Annotated in this window: 16 protein-coding genes, 1 pseudogene and 1 riboswitch; of the genes and pseudogenes, 13 read left to right on the top strand and 4 right to left on the bottom strand. The window is 63.8% G+C overall.

The genetic code is table 11. The annotated features are described in order from the left end of the window. The first annotated feature begins 31 nt into the window (after positions 1-31). On the top strand, positions 32-802 hold the full coding sequence (locus G6N38_RS19285) for a hypothetical protein (RefSeq protein ID WP_246227313.1): 771 nt from the start codon (positions 32-34) through the stop codon (positions 800-802). Continuing rightward, positions 799-1,575 (top strand): hypothetical protein, encoded by a 777-nt coding sequence (locus tag G6N38_RS19280; protein WP_163749668.1) that lies wholly within the window; start codon positions 799-801, stop codon positions 1,573-1,575. Before G6N38_RS19285 ends, G6N38_RS19280 begins: the two co-directional genes overlap by 4 nt. Before the next feature lie 3 nt (positions 1,576-1,578). On the opposite strand, the gene G6N38_RS19275 is transcribed toward G6N38_RS19280, so the two are convergent. Continuing rightward, on the bottom strand, positions 1,579-1,935 hold the full coding sequence (locus tag G6N38_RS19275; protein ID WP_246227311.1) for a hypothetical protein: 357 nt from the start codon (positions 1,933-1,935) through the stop codon (positions 1,579-1,581). Positions 1,936-2,049: 114 nt separating this feature from the next. Between G6N38_RS19275 and G6N38_RS19270 the strand changes: the two genes are divergently transcribed. The 8 genes and pseudogenes from G6N38_RS19270 (at position 2,050) to G6N38_RS19235 (ending at position 10,332) form a co-directional block, all read left to right on the top strand. Further along, positions 2,050-2,658, top strand: a complete 609-nt coding sequence (locus G6N38_RS19270) for a TetR/AcrR family transcriptional regulator (RefSeq protein ID WP_163749666.1) — start codon at positions 2,050-2,052, stop codon at positions 2,656-2,658. Between the two features lie 81 nt (positions 2,659-2,739). Next, positions 2,740-3,144, top strand: a pseudogene (locus G6N38_RS19265) (MBL fold metallo-hydrolase); the annotation flags it as partial. Positions 3,145-3,395: 251 nt separating this feature from the next. Then, positions 3,396-4,016: a superoxide dismutase gene (locus tag G6N38_RS19260; RefSeq protein ID WP_163749665.1), complete on the top strand. Its 621-nt coding sequence runs from the start codon at positions 3,396-3,398 to the stop codon at positions 4,014-4,016. A 72-nt stretch (positions 4,017-4,088) separates the two neighbouring features. Beyond that, positions 4,089-4,294: riboswitch (cobalamin riboswitch) on the top strand. A gap of 118 nt (positions 4,295-4,412) precedes the next feature. Beyond that, positions 4,413-6,689, top strand: coding sequence for a 5-methyltetrahydropteroyltriglutamate--homocysteine S-methyltransferase (gene metE / locus G6N38_RS19255; protein ID WP_163749664.1), 2,277 nt, complete (start codon positions 4,413-4,415; stop codon positions 6,687-6,689). 71 nt (positions 6,690-6,760) lie between these two features. Continuing rightward, the gene (locus G6N38_RS19250; protein WP_163749663.1) at positions 6,761-7,651 is read left to right on the top strand and encodes a mycobacterial-type methylenetetrahydrofolate reductase; all 891 of its coding nucleotides are present in this window, start codon (positions 6,761-6,763) and stop codon (positions 7,649-7,651) included. Continuing rightward, the gene (folP, locus tag G6N38_RS19245) at positions 7,648-8,436 is read left to right on the top strand and encodes a dihydropteroate synthase (protein ID WP_246227308.1); all 789 of its coding nucleotides are present in this window, start codon (positions 7,648-7,650) and stop codon (positions 8,434-8,436) included. Before G6N38_RS19250 ends, folP begins: the two co-directional genes overlap by 4 nt. Before the next feature lie 516 nt (positions 8,437-8,952). Then, positions 8,953-9,543 (top strand): DJ-1/PfpI family protein, encoded by a 591-nt coding sequence (locus tag G6N38_RS19240; RefSeq protein ID WP_163749662.1) that lies wholly within the window; start codon positions 8,953-8,955, stop codon positions 9,541-9,543. 36 nt (positions 9,544-9,579) lie between these two features. Next, positions 9,580-10,332 carry a DUF2275 domain-containing protein gene (locus G6N38_RS19235; protein WP_322790537.1) on the top strand — a complete coding sequence of 251 codons (753 nt, stop codon included), beginning with the start codon at positions 9,580-9,582 and terminating at the stop codon, positions 10,330-10,332. Between the two features lie 39 nt (positions 10,333-10,371). Here G6N38_RS19235 and G6N38_RS19230 read toward each other — a convergent pair whose 3' ends face one another. Together G6N38_RS19230 and G6N38_RS19220 are read right to left on the bottom strand one after the other, a co-directional pair. Beyond that, the gene (locus tag G6N38_RS19230) at positions 10,372-10,833 is read right to left on the bottom strand and encodes a BlaI/MecI/CopY family transcriptional regulator (protein ID WP_163749661.1); all 462 of its coding nucleotides are present in this window, start codon (positions 10,831-10,833) and stop codon (positions 10,372-10,374) included. 218 nt (positions 10,834-11,051) lie between these two features. Then, a complete protein-coding gene (locus G6N38_RS19220) occupies positions 11,052-12,395 on the bottom strand; it encodes a hypothetical protein (protein ID WP_163749660.1) in 1,344 nt (447 codons plus the stop codon). Positions 12,396-12,670: 275 nt separating this feature from the next. Between G6N38_RS19220 and scoE the strand changes: the two genes are divergently transcribed. Genes scoE through G6N38_RS19205 form a run of 3 tightly spaced genes read left to right on the top strand, consistent with a single transcriptional unit; the run spans position 12,671 to position 15,614 of the window. After that, positions 12,671-13,558: a (3R)-3-[(carboxymethyl)amino]fatty acid oxygenase/decarboxylase gene (scoE, locus tag G6N38_RS19215; RefSeq protein ID WP_163749659.1), complete on the top strand. Its 888-nt coding sequence runs from the start codon at positions 12,671-12,673 to the stop codon at positions 13,556-13,558. After that, the gene (locus G6N38_RS19210; protein ID WP_163749658.1) at positions 13,555-14,097 is read left to right on the top strand and encodes an FcoT family thioesterase; all 543 of its coding nucleotides are present in this window, start codon (positions 13,555-13,557) and stop codon (positions 14,095-14,097) included. Before scoE ends, G6N38_RS19210 begins: the two co-directional genes overlap by 4 nt. Then, complete coding sequence (locus G6N38_RS19205) at positions 14,097-15,614, top strand: AMP-binding protein (RefSeq protein WP_163749657.1); 1,518 nt, start codon at positions 14,097-14,099, stop codon at positions 15,612-15,614. Before G6N38_RS19210 ends, G6N38_RS19205 begins: the two co-directional genes overlap by 1 nt. 23 nt (positions 15,615-15,637) lie before the next feature. Here G6N38_RS19205 and G6N38_RS19200 read toward each other — a convergent pair whose 3' ends face one another. After that, the gene (locus tag G6N38_RS19200; RefSeq protein WP_163749656.1) at positions 15,638-16,585 is read right to left on the bottom strand and encodes a GlxA family transcriptional regulator; all 948 of its coding nucleotides are present in this window, start codon (positions 16,583-16,585) and stop codon (positions 15,638-15,640) included.

Below are 16,585 nucleotides of genomic sequence, written 5' to 3'. Positions count from 1 at the left end.
GAACCACGCGACAACCAAGGAAGATCTCCACATGAGCGAGCCAACTGTTGGTGATGAGACAACAGTCGACGACACCGCGACCCCGGCAACAGCCGGGGCCACGGCCGAGGACACTGCGCCAGCTGACCCGTCCCCCACGCGTCGGCAGTGGTCGAAGAGCCGCGGGCTCTGGATTGCCATTGTTTTGGTGGCGGTGGTGATCGCCGGCGGAGTGTTCGGGTTCATCAAGTATCGGCAGGTTAGCGACCAGCTTGCCCAGCTGCGCCAGAGCGAGTCGGATCGCGCGGCCGCGGCACAGCTCGCCAGGGACTACGCAATGAAGTCACTGACGTACAGTTTCGAAGACCCAGACGCCTTCTTCCACGCCGTCGAAGATGGTGTTTCGCAACAGCTTAAAGACAAGTACGTCAACGCCACCGACCTACTCAAAGCGGTCATGCTGCAGGCTCAGGTCAGCTCCACCGGTGAGGTGCTGGCCACCGATCCGGTCCTGCAACAAGACGGTTCCTACGAAGTGGTGGTGTCGGCCCACCAAACCACCCGCAATCTGCAGAACCCGACCCCGAAGGTGTCGATCATCCTGTTGCGGGTGACCGTCAACAACATCGGCAATGCCTGGCAGGTCACCGATATCGGCCCCAAGACCGGCACCAAGGCGCCCGAGGAGCAACAGCTCCCAGGAGCTGGCGCCCCTGCGGCTCCCCCAGCTCCTGGGGCTCCACCCGCTCCGCCACCCGGCGCGGCTCCCGCGCCTGCTCCAGCTCCCGCGCCCGCCCCGGCCACGCCGGCGCCCCGTCCGTGAATCGGCTGTCGCTACTCGTCGCCGTCGTGACGATAGCGGCAACGAGCACGCTGTGCCCGGTAGCCGGGGCGGACACCTCGCTGCCGCCCTGTCCGCAATCGAACCCGGTTATCACCCCGACAGGGAAATCGCCGCAAGTGGACTGCACCCTGCACTCCGGTGATCTCGATTTCGCGGTCGAGTACTGGAGCGTGCCCGAACTGCCGCACCCCAGGGCGGTGAAGGTCACCGTGACCGACCCGTCGGGAGCGGTGGTGCAGACGATCGACGAACTGCTCGAACCGTCGGCCCCGGGCGGCGTCGGGTTACAGGATGTCGACGGCGACGGCCGCGATGAGCTGATCATCCCCATTTCGCAGAATCTGCTCAACGGGGCGAACCCGAATACCCGCTTCGCGGTGTGGCGGGCCCACGGGGACAGCCAGCACTACGAACGCACCCAAATGGTCGGGCAGGCCACATATCCCAGTGGCGACGGCTATCTGGTGACCAACGGCGGTGGCCTTGCCAGCCGGGATCTCACCTTCTACCTGCCGACCGGAGCGGGATACACACTCGTTGTGGTGTTGACGATCGAAGTCTTGGATGCGGATCCTGCCACCAACCGGGTCTTGACCGTCAATTGCCGCGCCCACCAGGAAGACGGCCTGCACGCGGTCGATATGAGCATCCGCCAGGCGGAGGACTACTTCTGCAATTCTCCTGCCGCCAGGGCCATTTGGCCTGACGCCGAACGTGTTTCGATCAAGAGCTGGGGCGTCGGCGGCAACTAGGCGCTACGGTGCGCAGTAGTCACGGACCGCGTTCAGCAGGTCTCTGGCCTTGGCTAGATCGCTGGCAAGTCGTTCCGGGGTCGCCGGCCGGTACGGGTCGCCGTTGTCGATTTGCGATGCCACCATGTTCGACCGGATCCGCAGATCGATCCCGGGCGGGCTGCTCAAGTTGTGCAGCGGACTCAACGGGGCTCGTACCTGGGCTGCCACCCATGGTGGTGTGCCGGTCGGGGCGACCTCGTTGAACACGGTTTCCAGCCGATCGGCCGCCGGCAGAAGAAGACTGCAGTCGTCATCGCCGGCAGCCGCCACCGGCGCGGAAGCCAGGCCCACGGCAGCCGCGAGTATGGCGCCCAACATTCGTCGACACATTGGATCCACCTTCGCATCGCGACGGTTCTCCGGAGCCACCTTTACTCGATTTGGCTTAGTGGAAGGGCGCTATTGCCCTGGGAGGCCTACGATCCTCTAGCCATGGATTCGACAGCAGAGTTTGACCGCGGTGCGGTGATCGATGCTGCCCTGCCGTTGTTCCTGGCGCGCGGATTCGGTCATACGACACTCCACGATGTCGCCAACACATGCCGAATACCCATCCAGACCCTCTGCGAGGTCTTCCCGACCAAGGAGTCGGTCGTCCTTGAGGTCGTCGACGACATGCTGGCCGCTGCCATCAAGTGCTTGGCCGACGGCGAGCAAGACGAGGATCTCGTCGACGCACTGGGTCGGGCCCACAAGGCAATGTTGAGTGGGATCATCGACGGTACCGGGACCGTCCCCCTGCAGCGGATGCAACAGATGGGGTTGCTGGCGATGGCCTCACGCACCGTGGCGACCGCGATCTCGGAGCGACGCAAGCAGACGCTGCCGCTCGCGCTCGCCGATCACTACGGCATGGACCCTGAAGACCCCTTGATTCTGCGAACCGTCAGGGTCTGGTCGGCCGTGGTGTCGGGCACCTACGCAGCGGGCATCAATGATTCCGCCGATACCGCACCTGACCGGGATCTCGACGATACGAGACGTATGACGCGACGCTTGGACCACTCGTTCAAGCACATCACCGGACGAAGCGAGTTCTAACTCCGCCCCATCTCACTTTCGGGATGACTTTTCGAACCATCTTGCGTTCAGGCACGCGGAAAGCACCTTCACGAGGCGGTCCAGCTGATCCCGGACGTCTTGCGACGAACGGCAACCCAATTCCTCAACGACTACCGCGGCCAGCTGCGACCGTTCGAGACTGAGCACGAGGTGGCACCGGGAGTGCTCATCAGTCGCACCGGTGGCCACACACCCGGGCACAGCATCGTACGGCTGGAGTCTGGCGGTGATCAGCTGACCTTCGCCGGCGATGCGGTCTTCGCTGTCGGATTCGATAATCCCGAGTGGCAGAACGGTTTCGAGCACGACCCCGCGGAGGCGACGCGCGTCCGGGTGGAACTTCTGCGCGAGCTGGCGGCGACCGGCGGCGCACTGGTAGCCACGCACCTGCCGTTCCCGTCAGTCTGTCACGTGGCGACCGCCGGTGACGCCTTCCGGTGCGTACCCGCCACCTGGGATTACTGAGCCCAGCAAGTTCCGGCTCAACCACCAGGAAAACTGCTGCGCCAGAGGCACTTCAGGCGTGGCGTGGACGGCCGCGGCACCATTGGCCACCGGATGGCGGTTAGTGATGTGCTGCATCGACTGCGGTGCCCGCGGCCGACCCACAAACCCACCGTATCATCTGAACATGTGAACAGATAGGCTGAAGTACGACTGATCGTCACACCACACGTCGATGAACTGCCCACAAGCACGAAAGCAGAGGACACCCCATGGCCGAGTACACCCTGCCTGAGCTGGACTACGACTACGGGGCACTGGAACCCCATATCTCCGGGGAGATCAACGAGATCCACCACAGCAAGCACCACGCGGCGTATGTCAAAGGCGTCAACGACGCCGTCACGAAGCTGGAAGAAGCCCGCGCCAACAACGATCACGCCGCGATCTTCCTCAACGAGAAGAACCTGGCGTTTCATCTCGGCGGCCATGTCAACCACTCGATCTGGTGGAAGAACCTCTCCCCCTCCGGTGGCGACAAGCCCGAAGGCGACCTGGCCGCCGCCATCGATGACCAGTTCGGCTCTTTCGACACCTTCCGCGCGCAGTTCGCCGCGGCCGCAAACGGTCTGCAAGGTTCCGGGTGGGCGGTCCTGGGATATGACACCCTCGGCGACAAACTCCTGACCTTCCAGCTCTACGACCAGCAGGCCAACGTGCCATTGGGCATCATTCCGCTGCTACAGGTCGATATGTGGGAGCACGCTTACTACCTTCAGTACCGCAACGTCAAAGCCGATTACGTCAAGGCATTCTGGAACGTGGTCAACTGGGCTGACGTACAACGACGGTTCGCTGCCGCCACCACCAAAGCCACCGGCCTCATCTTCTGAATCGCCCACGGCGATACTGCGCAATCGGCCGGAGAGGTAGGCTGACCAGTGCAACTGGTCTGTGGCGACCTGATGGTCACCACATCGAACGGCACACGCTAGTTCAGGTGTGACGTGAGAGGGAACCCGGTGAGAATCCGGGACTGTCCCGCAGCGGTATGCAGGAACGACCGCCGTCACCAGCACTGGTCTTCACGACTGGGAAGCGACGGCCACTAGGTGCACCGACTCGGTGCGCGCCTGCGAGTCCGAAGACCTGCCAGTTGTGCTGGGTGCGCCGCGCCCAGCGGCGCATCGCCTCGTGGAATGGGCGGATGTCCACCAGCGGTCGGCACGACCGCATTGGCAGACGTCCTATGGCGATGAGCATCCCGTCGCATCAGAAGGACGCTGTTCGTGTCTCGTACCGTTTCACCATTCACCGCAACAACTTTGGGATCGCCGCGGATCGGGCCCAACCGCGAACTCAAGCGGGCCATCGAGAGCTACTGGGCCGGCCGCACGGACAAGGCCCAGCTGGAATCAGTGGCCGCTGAGCTGCGCAAGCAGACCTGGGCCGAGCTCGCCGCCGCCGGCCTGGATTCCGTTCCGGTCAACACGTTCTCCTACTACGACCACATGCTGGACACCGCGGTCCTGGTGGGCGCACTGCCCGCCCGGTACAGTGCGGTCAGCGATGAGGTGGACCGCTACTTCGCGGCTGCCCGTGGTACGGCAGAGCTTGCCCCCCTGGAGATGACCAAGTGGTTCGACACCAACTACCACTACATCGTTCCAGAGATCGGTCCCGGTACGCAGTTTGCGCTCAATCCCACAAAGGTAATTGCCGAGTTGGAAGAAGCTCAGGCGCTGGGGATTTCAGCACGCCCGGTCATCGTGGGGCCGCTCACCTTCCTGGCGCTGTCGAAGGCAGTCGACGGAGGTGCAGTGCCGATCAGCCGGCTCGACGAACTCGTCGCTGTGTACGCAGTTCTCCTCAGCACGTTGGCAAACCACGGTGCAGAGTGGGTCCAGTTCGACGAGCCGGTGCTAGCCACCGACATCCTTGACAACGCAGCCGATCTCGCGCGACACACCTACAGCGTCCTCGGCGATCTGTCGTACCGTCCGGCCATTTTCGTGGCAACATACTTCGGCGAACTCACCGATGCCTTGACCTCCCTTGCCGGCACCCCCGTTGAGGCGATCGGCGTCGATCTGGTGGCCGGCTCAGCCGCCACCGTCGCCGCTGTGCCGGCACTGACGAACAAGACCGTTGTCGCGGGCATCGTTGACGGGCGCAACGTCTGGCGCACCGACCTCGAGTCCGCACTTGGCACGCTCGAAAAACTGCGCGAATCGGCGGCCCATGTTGCGGTTTCCACATCGTGCTCAACCCTGCATGTCCCATACACCCTCGCCGCGGAGTCCGATATCGACGCGGCCCTGCGCAGCTGGCTGGCCTTCGGATCCGAGAAAGTCATCGAGGTCGCGACGCTGGCCCGTGCGCTGCGGGAAGGCCGCGAGGCAGTCGCCGCCGCCATCGACGAGGCCACCGCCGCGATTGCATCCCGCAAATCGGATCCCCGGCTGCGCAACGGCGATGTCCGGGCACGGCTGGCATCGATCCTGGCCGGCGGCCGGACCCGCGGCCCTGCCGCTGCTCGCCGGGAGAGCCAGAACGCACGGCTCAACCTGCCCGCGCTGCCGACAACTACCATCGGTTCGTACCCGCAGACCGTCGAGATCCGCAAGGCCCGGGCAGCGCTAGTGGCCGGTGAGCTCGATCAGAACGAGTACACCAACCGGATGAAAGCCGAAGTGGAGTCGGTCATTCGGCTGCAGGAGCGGCTCGGTATCGACGTGCTGGTGCACGGCGAGCCGGAACGCAACGACATGGTGCAGTACTTCGCCGAGCAACTCGACGGCTTCTTCGCCACGGTCAACGGCTGGGTCCAGTCGTACGGCACTCGCTGCGTGCGCCCGCCGATCCTCTACGGGGATGTCGCCCGCCCCAAGCCGATGACGGTGGACTGGGCCACCTACGCGCAGTCACTGACCGACAAGCCGGTCAAGGGCATGCTGACCGGACCGGTGACCATCCTGGCGTGGTCCTTTGTGCGCGACGATCAACCACTATCCGAGACGGCTGCCCAAGTGGCGCTGGCCATCCGGGACGAGACGGTGGATCTGGAGGCCGCCGGAATCGCGATCATCCAGGTCGACGAGCCGGCATTGCGTGAGTTACTTCCGTTGCGGCGCGAGGACAAAGACGCCTACCTGGACTGGGCGGTGTCATCGTTCCGGTTGTCGACATCAGGTGTCGCGGACTCCACCCAGATCCACACGCATCTGTGCTACTCCGAGTTCGGCGAGATCATCGGGGCGATCGCTGACCTGGATGCCGACGTGACATCGGTGGAAGCCGCACGGTCGCACATGGAGATCGTCGAAGATCTGACGGCCGCAGGTTTCGCCAACAGCATCGGGCCCGGCGTCTACGACATCCACTCGCCGCGGGTACCCGATACCGGGGAGATCGCCGACGGACTGCGAGCGGCATTGTCGGCGGTGGGTCCAGAGCGGCTGTGGGTTAACCCGGACTGCGGTCTGAAGACCCGCAAGACCGACGAGGTCGAAGCCGCACTACACAACATGGTCGAAGCGGCCAAGCAGGTCCGCGCCGGCGCCTGACCGCCCGATACGTTGCGCCCCAGGGACTTCCCTGGGGCGCAACGTTCCCATGACAAGATCGGAGGCGCCTCGTGCCCCTGAACACCATCGCACTGGAGTTGGTCCCACCCAACACCGAACTTGGCGCCGACCACGCCCGCGCCGAGGCACACAAGGTTCTGCAATTATCGGACCAGACCGGCCTCGCCGGGCAGATAGGCCACGTCATGATCCCCGGGATGATCCCGGAAGACGACGACCGCCCGGTCGAGATGAAACCCAAACTCGACGTGGCAGACTTCTGGTCGATCATTCGCCCAGAGCTCCCCGATGTGCACGGATTATGCACGCAGGTAACCCCTTTCCATCATGAACGAGCGCTGCGGGACCGCCTCACCGGTCTCGGTGACGCCGGGTTCGACGGCGTCATCTTCGTGGGTGTGCCCCGCACGATGAGCGACGGGGAGGGCGGCGGTATCCCACCCACCGACGCGCTCTCGAAATTCGACGATCTCTTCGAGAACCGGGGTGTCATCCTGATCCCCACCCGCGACGGTGAGCAGGGCCGCTTCGACTTCAAGTGCGACCAGGGCGCGACGTTCGGGATGACGCAGCTGCTCTACTCCGATGCGATCGTCGGATTCCTGGGCGAGTTCGCACAGTTCAGCGACCACCGCCCGGAGATCCTGTTGTCCTTCGGTTTCGTCCCCAAGATGGAGAGCCGGGTCCGTCTGATCGACTGGCTGATCCAGGATCGGGGTAACGAGGCGGTCGCCGCCGAACAAGAATTCGTCCGCACCCTCGCCACCAGCGAACCCGAGGCCAAGCGCCGCCTTTTGCTCGACCTGTACAAGCGAGTCATCGATGGCGTCGCCGAGCTCGGCTATCCGTTGAGCCTGCACTTCGAGGCGCCCTACGGTGTCTCCGCGCCGGCGTTCGACACCTTCGCCGAGATGCTGGCGTATTGGGCACCAGACTCGTGACAGGTGTACGGCGCCGCGCCACACCGCTGCGGGTGATGGGGATCTTGAACGCAACCCCCGACTCCTTCTGGGCCAAAAGCAGATTCGAGACGCTGGAGCAGGCGGTCGGCGCGGGACAGCAGATGTTCGACGCCGGCGCCTGGGCGGTCGATGTCGGCGGCGAATCCACCAGACCTGACGCCGATCCGGTGTCAGTGGCCGAAGAACTCGACCGCGTCGTACCGGTGGTGGCCGAGCTGGCTCGATTCGGCATCGTATCGGTGGACACCCGGCACGCCGAGGTCGCCGAGGCCGCCGTCAGGGCGGGAGCTCGCATTGTCAACGATGTGTCGGGCAAGCTGTACGAGGTGGCCGGCCGCCTCGAGGTCGGGTACGTCAGCATGCACGCACACACCGTGCCGGTGGTCGCCGGCGTCTACCCACGCTACGACGACGTCTGCACCGACATCGCAGCGTTCGTCACCGACACCGGCCAGGCCGCGATCGACAGCGGCGCCTCCCACGTGTGGGTCGATCCGGGCATTGGCTTCGGGAAATCCCCCGCCGACAACCTGGCGCTTCTGCACCGCCTACCGGAGCTGTGCAGCGGGCCCTTTCCGGTACTACTCGGTGTGAGCCGGAAGTCGTTTCTGGGAGCGGTGACTGGGCGTGACGTGGACGACCGTCTCGCGGCATCTCTCGCCGTCATCGCGCCGGCGTGGGCGGCAGGGGTGGACGCCATCCGCGTCCATGATGTCCCCGAGACGGTCGACACCATCGCAATGCTGAGCGCAATCTGGCGTTGACACCCCTCAAGACTCGGAAGGAATTGACATCATGGCGTTGGATAAGTCCAGACCCACCGTCGCCATGTGCCGTGGTTGCTGCTGCGGTACGACGAGGAAGCACTCGGGGTTCGACCACGACGCTCAGGAGGTGATCCTGCGCGAGCTGCTGAAGGACATATCCAATTTTCGGATAACGGACTGCCTCGGCCCCTGTGAACGGTCCAACGTCCTCGTCGTCTCCCCATCCAGAAATGGGCATCGACACGGAGGGCGGCCCACATGGCTCGGTTTCGTCCTCGACGAAGCCGCGACCACCGACATCACCAACTGGCTGTGTAACGGCGGGCCCGGCCTAGCTCAACTTCCCCACAATCTCACACGGTACCGCTTTGATAGACCGAAAAAGCAGCGTCGACAGCCTGATTGAAGACGTCTCCGACACGGTCGCCACCGTCACGATGCTCGACACCGTCCGGGGTTGACAGCGGCTGCCAATAGGATTGGCTGCCGGCCCCGAGTAAAGGAATTGTGCACATGACCAAGACCATCGGGATCGTGTTGTTCGACGGGGTGGAAGAGCTCGACGCGATTGGCCCCTGGGAGGTGTTGTCGACGTGGGTTCAGCACTTTCCCGATGATGGCTTCGCTGTGTCTTGTCTGTCCCGCTCAGGTGGTTTGGTGCGGTGTGCCAGGGGTTTAACGGTGGAGGCTCACCATTCCTTGGATGCCGCGCCTTCACTAGAGGTGCTTTTACATCCGGGTGGACAGGGCGTGCGCCCGCTGTTGCAGGACGACGCTTGGCTGGAGTGGGTCCGTCGCCAGCGGGACGCCGTACCGCTGATGACGAGTGTGTGCACGGGCTCTCTGATTTATGCCGTCGCTGGGCTGCTCTCGCACCGCCCTGCAACCACGCATTGGGCCTCGCTGGACTGGTTGACCACGTTCGATCCGACTATCGATGTCCGGCGAGAAGACCGCTTCGTTGATGACGGCGACATCATTACTGCCTCGGGTGTGTCGGCAGGGATTGACATGGCCTTGCACTTGGTGGCGCGGCTGGCCGGCGTCGAGCGCGCGCGCGAAATCCGCCGCTTCATCCAGTACGACCCGGCCCCACCGATCTAGTATTCGGTCAACCGAATCCCGGCATTGTGGAACAACATGCTCGCCATGAGCGACTATTGCTGTGTGGACTTGGACTGTGCCGTCGCCCGCGAAGCGTTGTCAGCCCGGATCGACGATGAGCGGCAGCACGTCCCGACCCGCCGCGTCCAGGAACACGTGGAATCCTGCGCTGATTGCCGCGAGTGGTATTCGCGAGTAGTCGAGCAGAGGCAACGGTTACGCCAGCTCGCCATGAGGTCGCAGGTGTCCTCCGTAGCGGCAGCACCAGACCGATCACCGGCACCGAGATCGCATCGGCGTTGGGCGCCGACAACGTGGAAACGCTGGGGGTTGGCGTGTGTCGGCGTGGTCCAAATCGCTTCGGCTGCTAGGCAAGGGCTTGGTGGTGACGTTGGAATGCCTGCCGACCACGGCATGATGAGCGGGCATCTGGTGAACGAATCGACGGCATGGTCGGCCGCACTGGGCCTGGTGATGGTCATCGCCGCGCTGCGGCCGGTCATGGCGCCGGGCCTGGCTGGGGTGTTGGCCGTGTTCACCGTCATTTTCGCCGCGTACGTCATCAAGGACGCGACCGCGGGCGCGGTAACGCTTACGCGCATCCTCAGCCACGCTCCGGTGTTGGCCGGCACCGCATTGGCCTTGCTGTTCTGGCGGAGCACAGGCCCGACCGAGCCCGAACCACAATCGGACGCCGACATGGTGACCGACCATATTGTGTTGCCTGACACCGCAACCCGAGGCCGCCGCCGAGGACATCTTTATCCGACGGACGGATCTGCAGCCTAAGCCCTGACCTCTGGCATATTACGATCGGTAAGGCTTCGGTCACCGGCCGCTCAGGAATTCGTGCGACTCGACATAACGGCGTTCCCCAGGTACACGATGGCGGTGACGGATATCGTGACCCATTGAGTCATCGCCGACCTCAGCGAGCGCGTGGCGCAACGCATTTGCCTCGTCGACTCCGACTCGCTCGACGAATTGCATGAGTGCCGCTCGCCGGCCACCCCGGTCGGTGACCTGGTCCAGCACGTCGACCATCAGACCGGCCACCAACTCGTCACGGTTGTGGGTGGGCATGTACTGGTAGGCGCGGTCCTCGCGGATTTGAATGACCAGATCCTTGTATGCAAGTCGGTGCAGAACGGTCATCACCGTGGTGTAGGCCAGTTCGCGCTGGGTGCAGAGGCCATCGCGAACCTGACGCACGGTCTGCGGCCCGCCGATGTCCCACAAGTGGTCCATCACCGCGCGTTCGAGCTCGCCTAGACGTTTCAACCTCGCCATATCTCGATCGCCTCCTCCCCGTCCCAAGATCCTTCAGCGATTGAGTCGCACGGTGGCACGCTCAGGTTCCCGGTAGAAGGCGAATTAGCGGATTTCGCCCGGTAGGCACCATCCGCTCCCGTGTCGCGCGGGCCCGCCACGATCTACCCAAGGCCGAAAACCGGGACAACCGCGCGGGCTGACAAGCGTTTGAATGACGCGTACCGGCGCGGTCGCGTCTAGCATTCCAGCGTCGCCGGCAGACAGAAGTCGTCCAGCGCCGCGCCGACCACTTCCGCAAGCGCAGCTTTCGTATTGCTCCTGCCAGGCTCCCACGACGCCACGCTGAACCACACCTTGCCGCGCAGCGATGCCGCTGACACCAGCAGGTGCCCGCCCAAACGCTCCAACGTCGCCGCAGTGACACCGGCCTCGCCCCCACGCGTGCCGAAGAAGTCGGCATCGGTGCCGTCGGGCCGGTTCGCCTCGGCAGGCAGGTCACCAAGGTTGGTGCAACCCACGGGCTTACCCACTTTCAGAACCAGATTTTCCAACCGGCGGACCACGATCTTGGGGGTGAAGGGGATCAACGCCTGCGGCGCCAGCAATGCATTGCCAGTCTCGGCAAGTTGAACCAGAGCCTGCTTGAGGGCCGAGCGTAGCTCAGTCAGATCTTCGGTGACCTGGCTCGGATCAGCAAGGACGGTAATAGAGTTGAGAGGATTGGCCCTGGTGTCACCGTCAGTGCGCTCACTGACCGGCACCGCGAGCACGATACGTCCGTCGTCGTCGGGCCGGCCGAGTCGATACCCGAGCCGAGCGGAAAGGCCGGCAAAAAGAACATTGCGTGTGCCACCGAGAGCCCTGGCGCGATCGTCCCAGACGTCTGCCCTGACGCAGCCGTACACCCTGGGGACCACCATTCGCTGACCGGTGCCCCCCGAAGATGCGGGCGAGGCCGCCCTAGCCGACGTTGATAGGTCGTCCGGCTGCTCGCGGGCGACTCGCACACCCGCGGTGATCGCCGCCGGGATCTTCATCGCAGAGCGGGCCGCAACTGCCAAATCCTCCCGAAGCGCCTGTCCGCGACTACGTTTCCCGGCCGGCGGAAAGCCGAAGTCACGATGGACGCCGTTCACGGCATCGGCAATGGCTTGGACACCTGCCACGGCATCACCGGTCGTGTGCGAGATGGCCAGTGCAACTGCAGCACCACCGCCAACGAGCGGCTGCACCCCAAGATGCCAGGGTGGTCCGAGTTCGGGATCGATGGCGACGAACGACCGTTCGTCGACCCAGTCCCACACCTCCTCGCGTCCCCGGAGCGTGACGGCGATGTCGAGGTTGGGCGGTCCGCTGTATGACACCCAGCGAGGCCTGCCGAACGGCAGGGGTGAACGTTCGATCAGTCGAGCGACCAGGGTGTGCTGCAGGTTGCGGTGGAACCTGCGTAGACCGTCGAGATCGACGCCGTTCTCGTAGATCCAGATGTACTGGATCACCGGTCCTCGGCCCAGCGCGCGCAGCCCGAGAAACGAGCCTTGGTCCATATACGTCAGGATGTTGTCAGTGGGTGCGTTCATGCGGGCCCTATCTTTTCTCGAGCCGAACCCGACGGTGGCTGTCCCGCCGCGACGCTCAATGTATATCGCGCCGTTGGCTTTTCCTACGCGAAGTGACGGCCGCGGAGCCGCGGAACAAACCGTAGGAAATCGCCGGGAACTAACTGCGTTTCTTCTGCGACCTATACGCCGACCGACAAGCCCACCTGAGGGTGCAGGTGCCCGCACCTCGCTCGCATCGTGCTGCCCTGATCCAAGAACAACGCATGCCAAGCCGTCGCAAAAGGGGATCCTCAATGCAACTCACCACCGCAGTTGGCCAGCACGCCGGCGTCGAGGTGCATGACTTCGACCCAGCGGCGGCGACCTACAGCGACATTCAGCTGCTTCGGCAGCGCATTTACGAGAACAAGGTCGTCGTCCTCAAGGCCCAGGAGCTGAAACCGGCCGCGTTTGTCGAATTGGGGCGACATTTCGGAACTCCGGTTGCGTACTACGAGCCGATGTATCACCACCCGGAGAATGAGCTCATCTTCGTCTCCTCGAACCTCACCCGGCCCGAAGGGCAGATGGGGGTCCCCAAGACCGGTGGATTCTGGCATGCCGATTACCAGTTCATGCCCGAGCCTTTCGCGTTCACACTCTTCTACCCGCAGCGGTTGCCGACCGGAACCCGCGGTACCCGATTCATCAACATGGCCATCGCCTATGAGCGCCTGTCGCCACAACTCAAGGACGCGATTGCCGGTACGTACAGCAAGCACAGCGCACGCCGATACGTGAAGATCCGGCCCTCGGATGTTTACCGTCCGATCGGCGAGGTTCTGGCCGACATCGAACGCGTCACCCCGCCACAGACATGGCCGACTGTGCTCCTTCATCCTGTCACCGGAGAGCGGATTCTCTACATCTCCGAGGCATTCACGTATGCGATCGAGGACGCGCAGGGCAAGGCCCTACCCTCGCAGTTGCTCGACGAACTCCTCAGCGCGTCAGGACAACTCGATGACTCTTACGAACACCCCAACATCTTCGTTCAGACCTACGAGCCTGGCGACCTCGTGCTGTGGGACAACCGGACGTTGATCCACCGCGCCTTGCACAACCCAAGCAACGAGCCAACCGAGTCGTTCCGCGTCACCGTCACCGACGAACACCCCCTTGGCGCCGAGGTCGCCGCATGATGCACGCAACACAAGCCAATGTGACTGATTTCCTGCACGACGATGCCGTCCTGCTCAACCGCACGATGACGCCCTACGTCGGCAAGAACACCGTCTACCTGAAGCAGGCGACGGTGGAACGACGCGGAGACGCAATCGTCGCTACCGGCGACATGGGCTTCGAAAGCTCCTGCTACATCGAAGAGACCGGCCATTTCAACGCTGTCGAGTTCATCATCTCCTACAATCAGCTCTTCTACTACACGCTGGCGGCATCGGTTCGCGACCAACTGATTCCGGAGTTGAGCGCGTGGACGATGGATGACTATTGGCAACGTCAGCTGCCATCGATACTGATCAGCAAGATGGGCAGCCGATTCCGGCGGCCGATCAACGCCCGGTCGTATCGCGGGGTCCTGACCATCACCGACATCGAATTCCGTGAACGGTCCCGGCCACTGCTGGCACTCCAGACCACCATCGAGTTCTCCGACGACAGCGTCGGGAGTGCGGTCGGTGACGTCGAGATTGTGTTGGTGGACCTTCCCGCGAATTCATAATGGCCGCACGCCGGTTTGATTTGGTCTCGGCTCTGGAGCGGAATGCGCAGACCGCCGGGGACAGTGTCGCCCTGATCTCGGGCTCGGCCCGGGTTTCGTTTGCAGAGCTTCTCGAACGGTCGATCGCGGTTTCCCGCGCACTCGTGGCGGCCCGTGTGGGTCCTGGTGACCGGGTCGTGCACGTCGCAACCGATTCGGTGGCGTTCTACGAATTACTTTATGGCTGTGCCCGTGTCGGCGTCGTGCTGGTACCGATCAACTGGCGGTTGGCCGCCGACGAGGTCGACTACATTGTCGAACATTCGCGAGCTCGTATCGTCGTCACCGACCGCACCGATCTCCGGGCGGACAACGTACTGGGCACAGATGCTTTCGCCGCATGGCGCGACTCCGCGCCCGCAGGCGAACTGCCCGACCTTCCTATCGATCGCGACACCCCGGTTGTCCAGATGTACACCAGCGGCACGACTGGGCGACCCAAAGGTGTCGTGCTGGCGCACCGAACCTTTAACTCCGTCCGGGAGCTTCTGGACGACGCGGAACTCAATTGGATCGACTGGGCCGGATCTGATGTGAGTCTGATTGCCCTGCCCGCGTTCCATATCGGTGGAATGTGGTGGGCAACACAGGCGCTCAACGGTGGGATACCCAGCGTTGTCATCCCCCGGTTCACCGCATCGGATGCCATTGCGGCAATTCGGGACCACGGTGTGACGGTCAGCTGTTTCGTCCCGGCAATGCTTCTGATGATGCTGTCCGAACCCGGCTTGGCTGCATCGGATTTCACCACGTTACGCAAGATCACCTATGGGGGCTCTCCCATCGGTCCGGATCTGCTGTCGCAGGCGATCGTCACTTTTGGTTGTGAGTTCGCACAGATCTACGGGTTGACCGAGACCGGCAACACCGCGGTGTGTCTTCCACCGAGCGAACACCTGCCGGGCCGGGCTCGGCTTCATGCGGCCGGACGCCCGTACCCGGGTGTCTGCGTGGCAATCCGCGGTCCGCAGGGTATGGAATTGCCCGCAGGCGTATCCGGTGAGGTGTATCTGCGCAGTCCGGCCCAGATGCTCGAATACTTCGGGGATCCGGTCGCTACCGCCGAAACGATTGTCGACGGCTGGATTCGCACGGGTGACGCGGGATACCTGGACGACGACGGCTTTCTGGTGATCCGCGACCGTGTCAAGGATCTCATTATCGTGGCGGGCGAGAATGTCTATCCCGCGGAGGTCGAGAAGGCAATCAACGCCCATCCAGGTGTCCACGACAGCGCGGTGGTGGGCGCTCCCGACGACCGGCGGGGCGAGTGCATTCACGCATTCGTTGTAGCGAAGCCGGGCGAGGAAGTGCAGACCGGCGAGCTCGAGCGATTCCTGCGCCAGCGGCTCGCGCGGTTCAAGTTGCCGGGCAGGTATGAGTTCATCGATGCCATCCCTCGGAACCCGAGCGGCAAGATCTTGCGCCGCACACTGCGAGAACAATTCTGGAAAGAGCTGGAACGCCAGGTCAACTGACGACGATCCACATCCACGCCCCGCTACGCGAAGGTTCTTCGATAGTGGTCGGGCGGCACACCGATGCGACGAATGAACGTGCGACGCATGGTCTCCGAAGTTCCGAATCCGCATCGCTGGGCGATGGTGACCACCGTGTCTTCGGTCTCCTCGAGCTGACGACGCGCGGCCTCAGTCCTAACCCGTTCGACGTAGGCTCCCGGGGCCTCCCCGATCTCGTCGGTGAACACCCGAGTGAAGTGCCGCGAGCTCATCGCCGCACGCCGCGCCAACTCGGCGATGCTGTGCGAGCCGCCGGGCTCTGCTTCGATAGCGTCCTGCACATCTCGGATGGACTGGCGCCCGGCGCGCGGCATCCAGATCGGCGTGGCAAACTGCGACTGCCCGCCGGGACGGCGTAGATATAACACCAGATAACGGGCGACTGTCTGGGCAACCTCTGTGCCGTAGTCCTTTTCGACCAGTGCCAGCGACAGATCGATGCCCGCGCTCACACCCGCTGCCGTCCACACAGTCGGGGAACTCCGCACGAAAATGGGCTGAGGGTCGACCGTGACCTCTGGGAATTCGCGAGCCAGTTGATCGGCGAACGCCCAGTGCGTCGTCGCACGGCGGCCGTCGAGGAGCCCCGCCGATGCGGCCAGGAACGCACCGGTGCATACGCTGACCACACGCCGAGAGGACTTCGCGGCTTGCTGAATCCACGCCATGGTGGCTGGATCCCGTCGGGCAGCATGGACGCCGGCGCCGCCGGGCAACACCAACGTATCGATGTTGCGGGGCGTGGGCATGGCCTCGGCCACGAACGCCAGACCGCTCGAGGTGGACACCGGCCGGCCGCCCACCGAGGTGAGGCGGACATGGTAGTCGGCGTCGGTCAGCATCGTCGCCCCGGTGAACACGTCGTGCGGCCCGGCCAGGTCCAGCGCCTGCACGCCTGGGAAACCCAGGATAACCACCGATCGCGACAC

The sequence above is a fragment of the Mycolicibacterium helvum genome (assembly GCF_010731895.1).
In the GTDB taxonomy this organism is placed as follows: Bacteria; Actinomycetota; Actinomycetes; order Mycobacteriales; family Mycobacteriaceae; genus Mycobacterium; species Mycobacterium helvum.
This window is presented reverse-complemented; position numbering and strand designations above follow the sequence as displayed.

Coding starts and splice junctions, on each gene's coding strand:
- G6N38_RS19260 (WP_163749665.1), top strand. CDS start 3,396: ATGGCCGAGTACACCCTGCCTGAGCTGGACTACGACTACGGGGCACTG.
- G6N38_RS19235 (WP_322790537.1), top strand. CDS start 9,580: ATGCTCGCCATGAGCGACTATTGCTGTGTGGACTTGGACTGTGCCGTC.
- G6N38_RS19275 (WP_246227311.1), bottom strand. CDS start 1,935: ATGTTGGGCGCCATACTCGCGGCTGCCGTGGGCCTGGCTTCCGCGCCG.
- G6N38_RS19205 (WP_163749657.1), top strand. CDS start 14,097: ATGGCCGCACGCCGGTTTGATTTGGTCTCGGCTCTGGAGCGGAATGCG.
- G6N38_RS19210 (WP_163749658.1), top strand. CDS start 13,555: ATGATGCACGCAACACAAGCCAATGTGACTGATTTCCTGCACGACGAT.
- scoE (WP_163749659.1), top strand. CDS start 12,671: ATGCAACTCACCACCGCAGTTGGCCAGCACGCCGGCGTCGAGGTGCAT.
- G6N38_RS19270 (WP_163749666.1), top strand. CDS start 2,050: ATGGATTCGACAGCAGAGTTTGACCGCGGTGCGGTGATCGATGCTGCC.
- G6N38_RS19220 (WP_163749660.1), bottom strand. CDS start 12,395: ATGAACGCACCCACTGACAACATCCTGACGTATATGGACCAAGGCTCG.
- G6N38_RS19240 (WP_163749662.1), top strand. CDS start 8,953: ATGACCAAGACCATCGGGATCGTGTTGTTCGACGGGGTGGAAGAGCTC.
- G6N38_RS19285 (WP_246227313.1), top strand. CDS start 32: ATGAGCGAGCCAACTGTTGGTGATGAGACAACAGTCGACGACACCGCG.
- G6N38_RS19230 (WP_163749661.1), bottom strand. CDS start 10,833: ATGGCGAGGTTGAAACGTCTAGGCGAGCTCGAACGCGCGGTGATGGAC.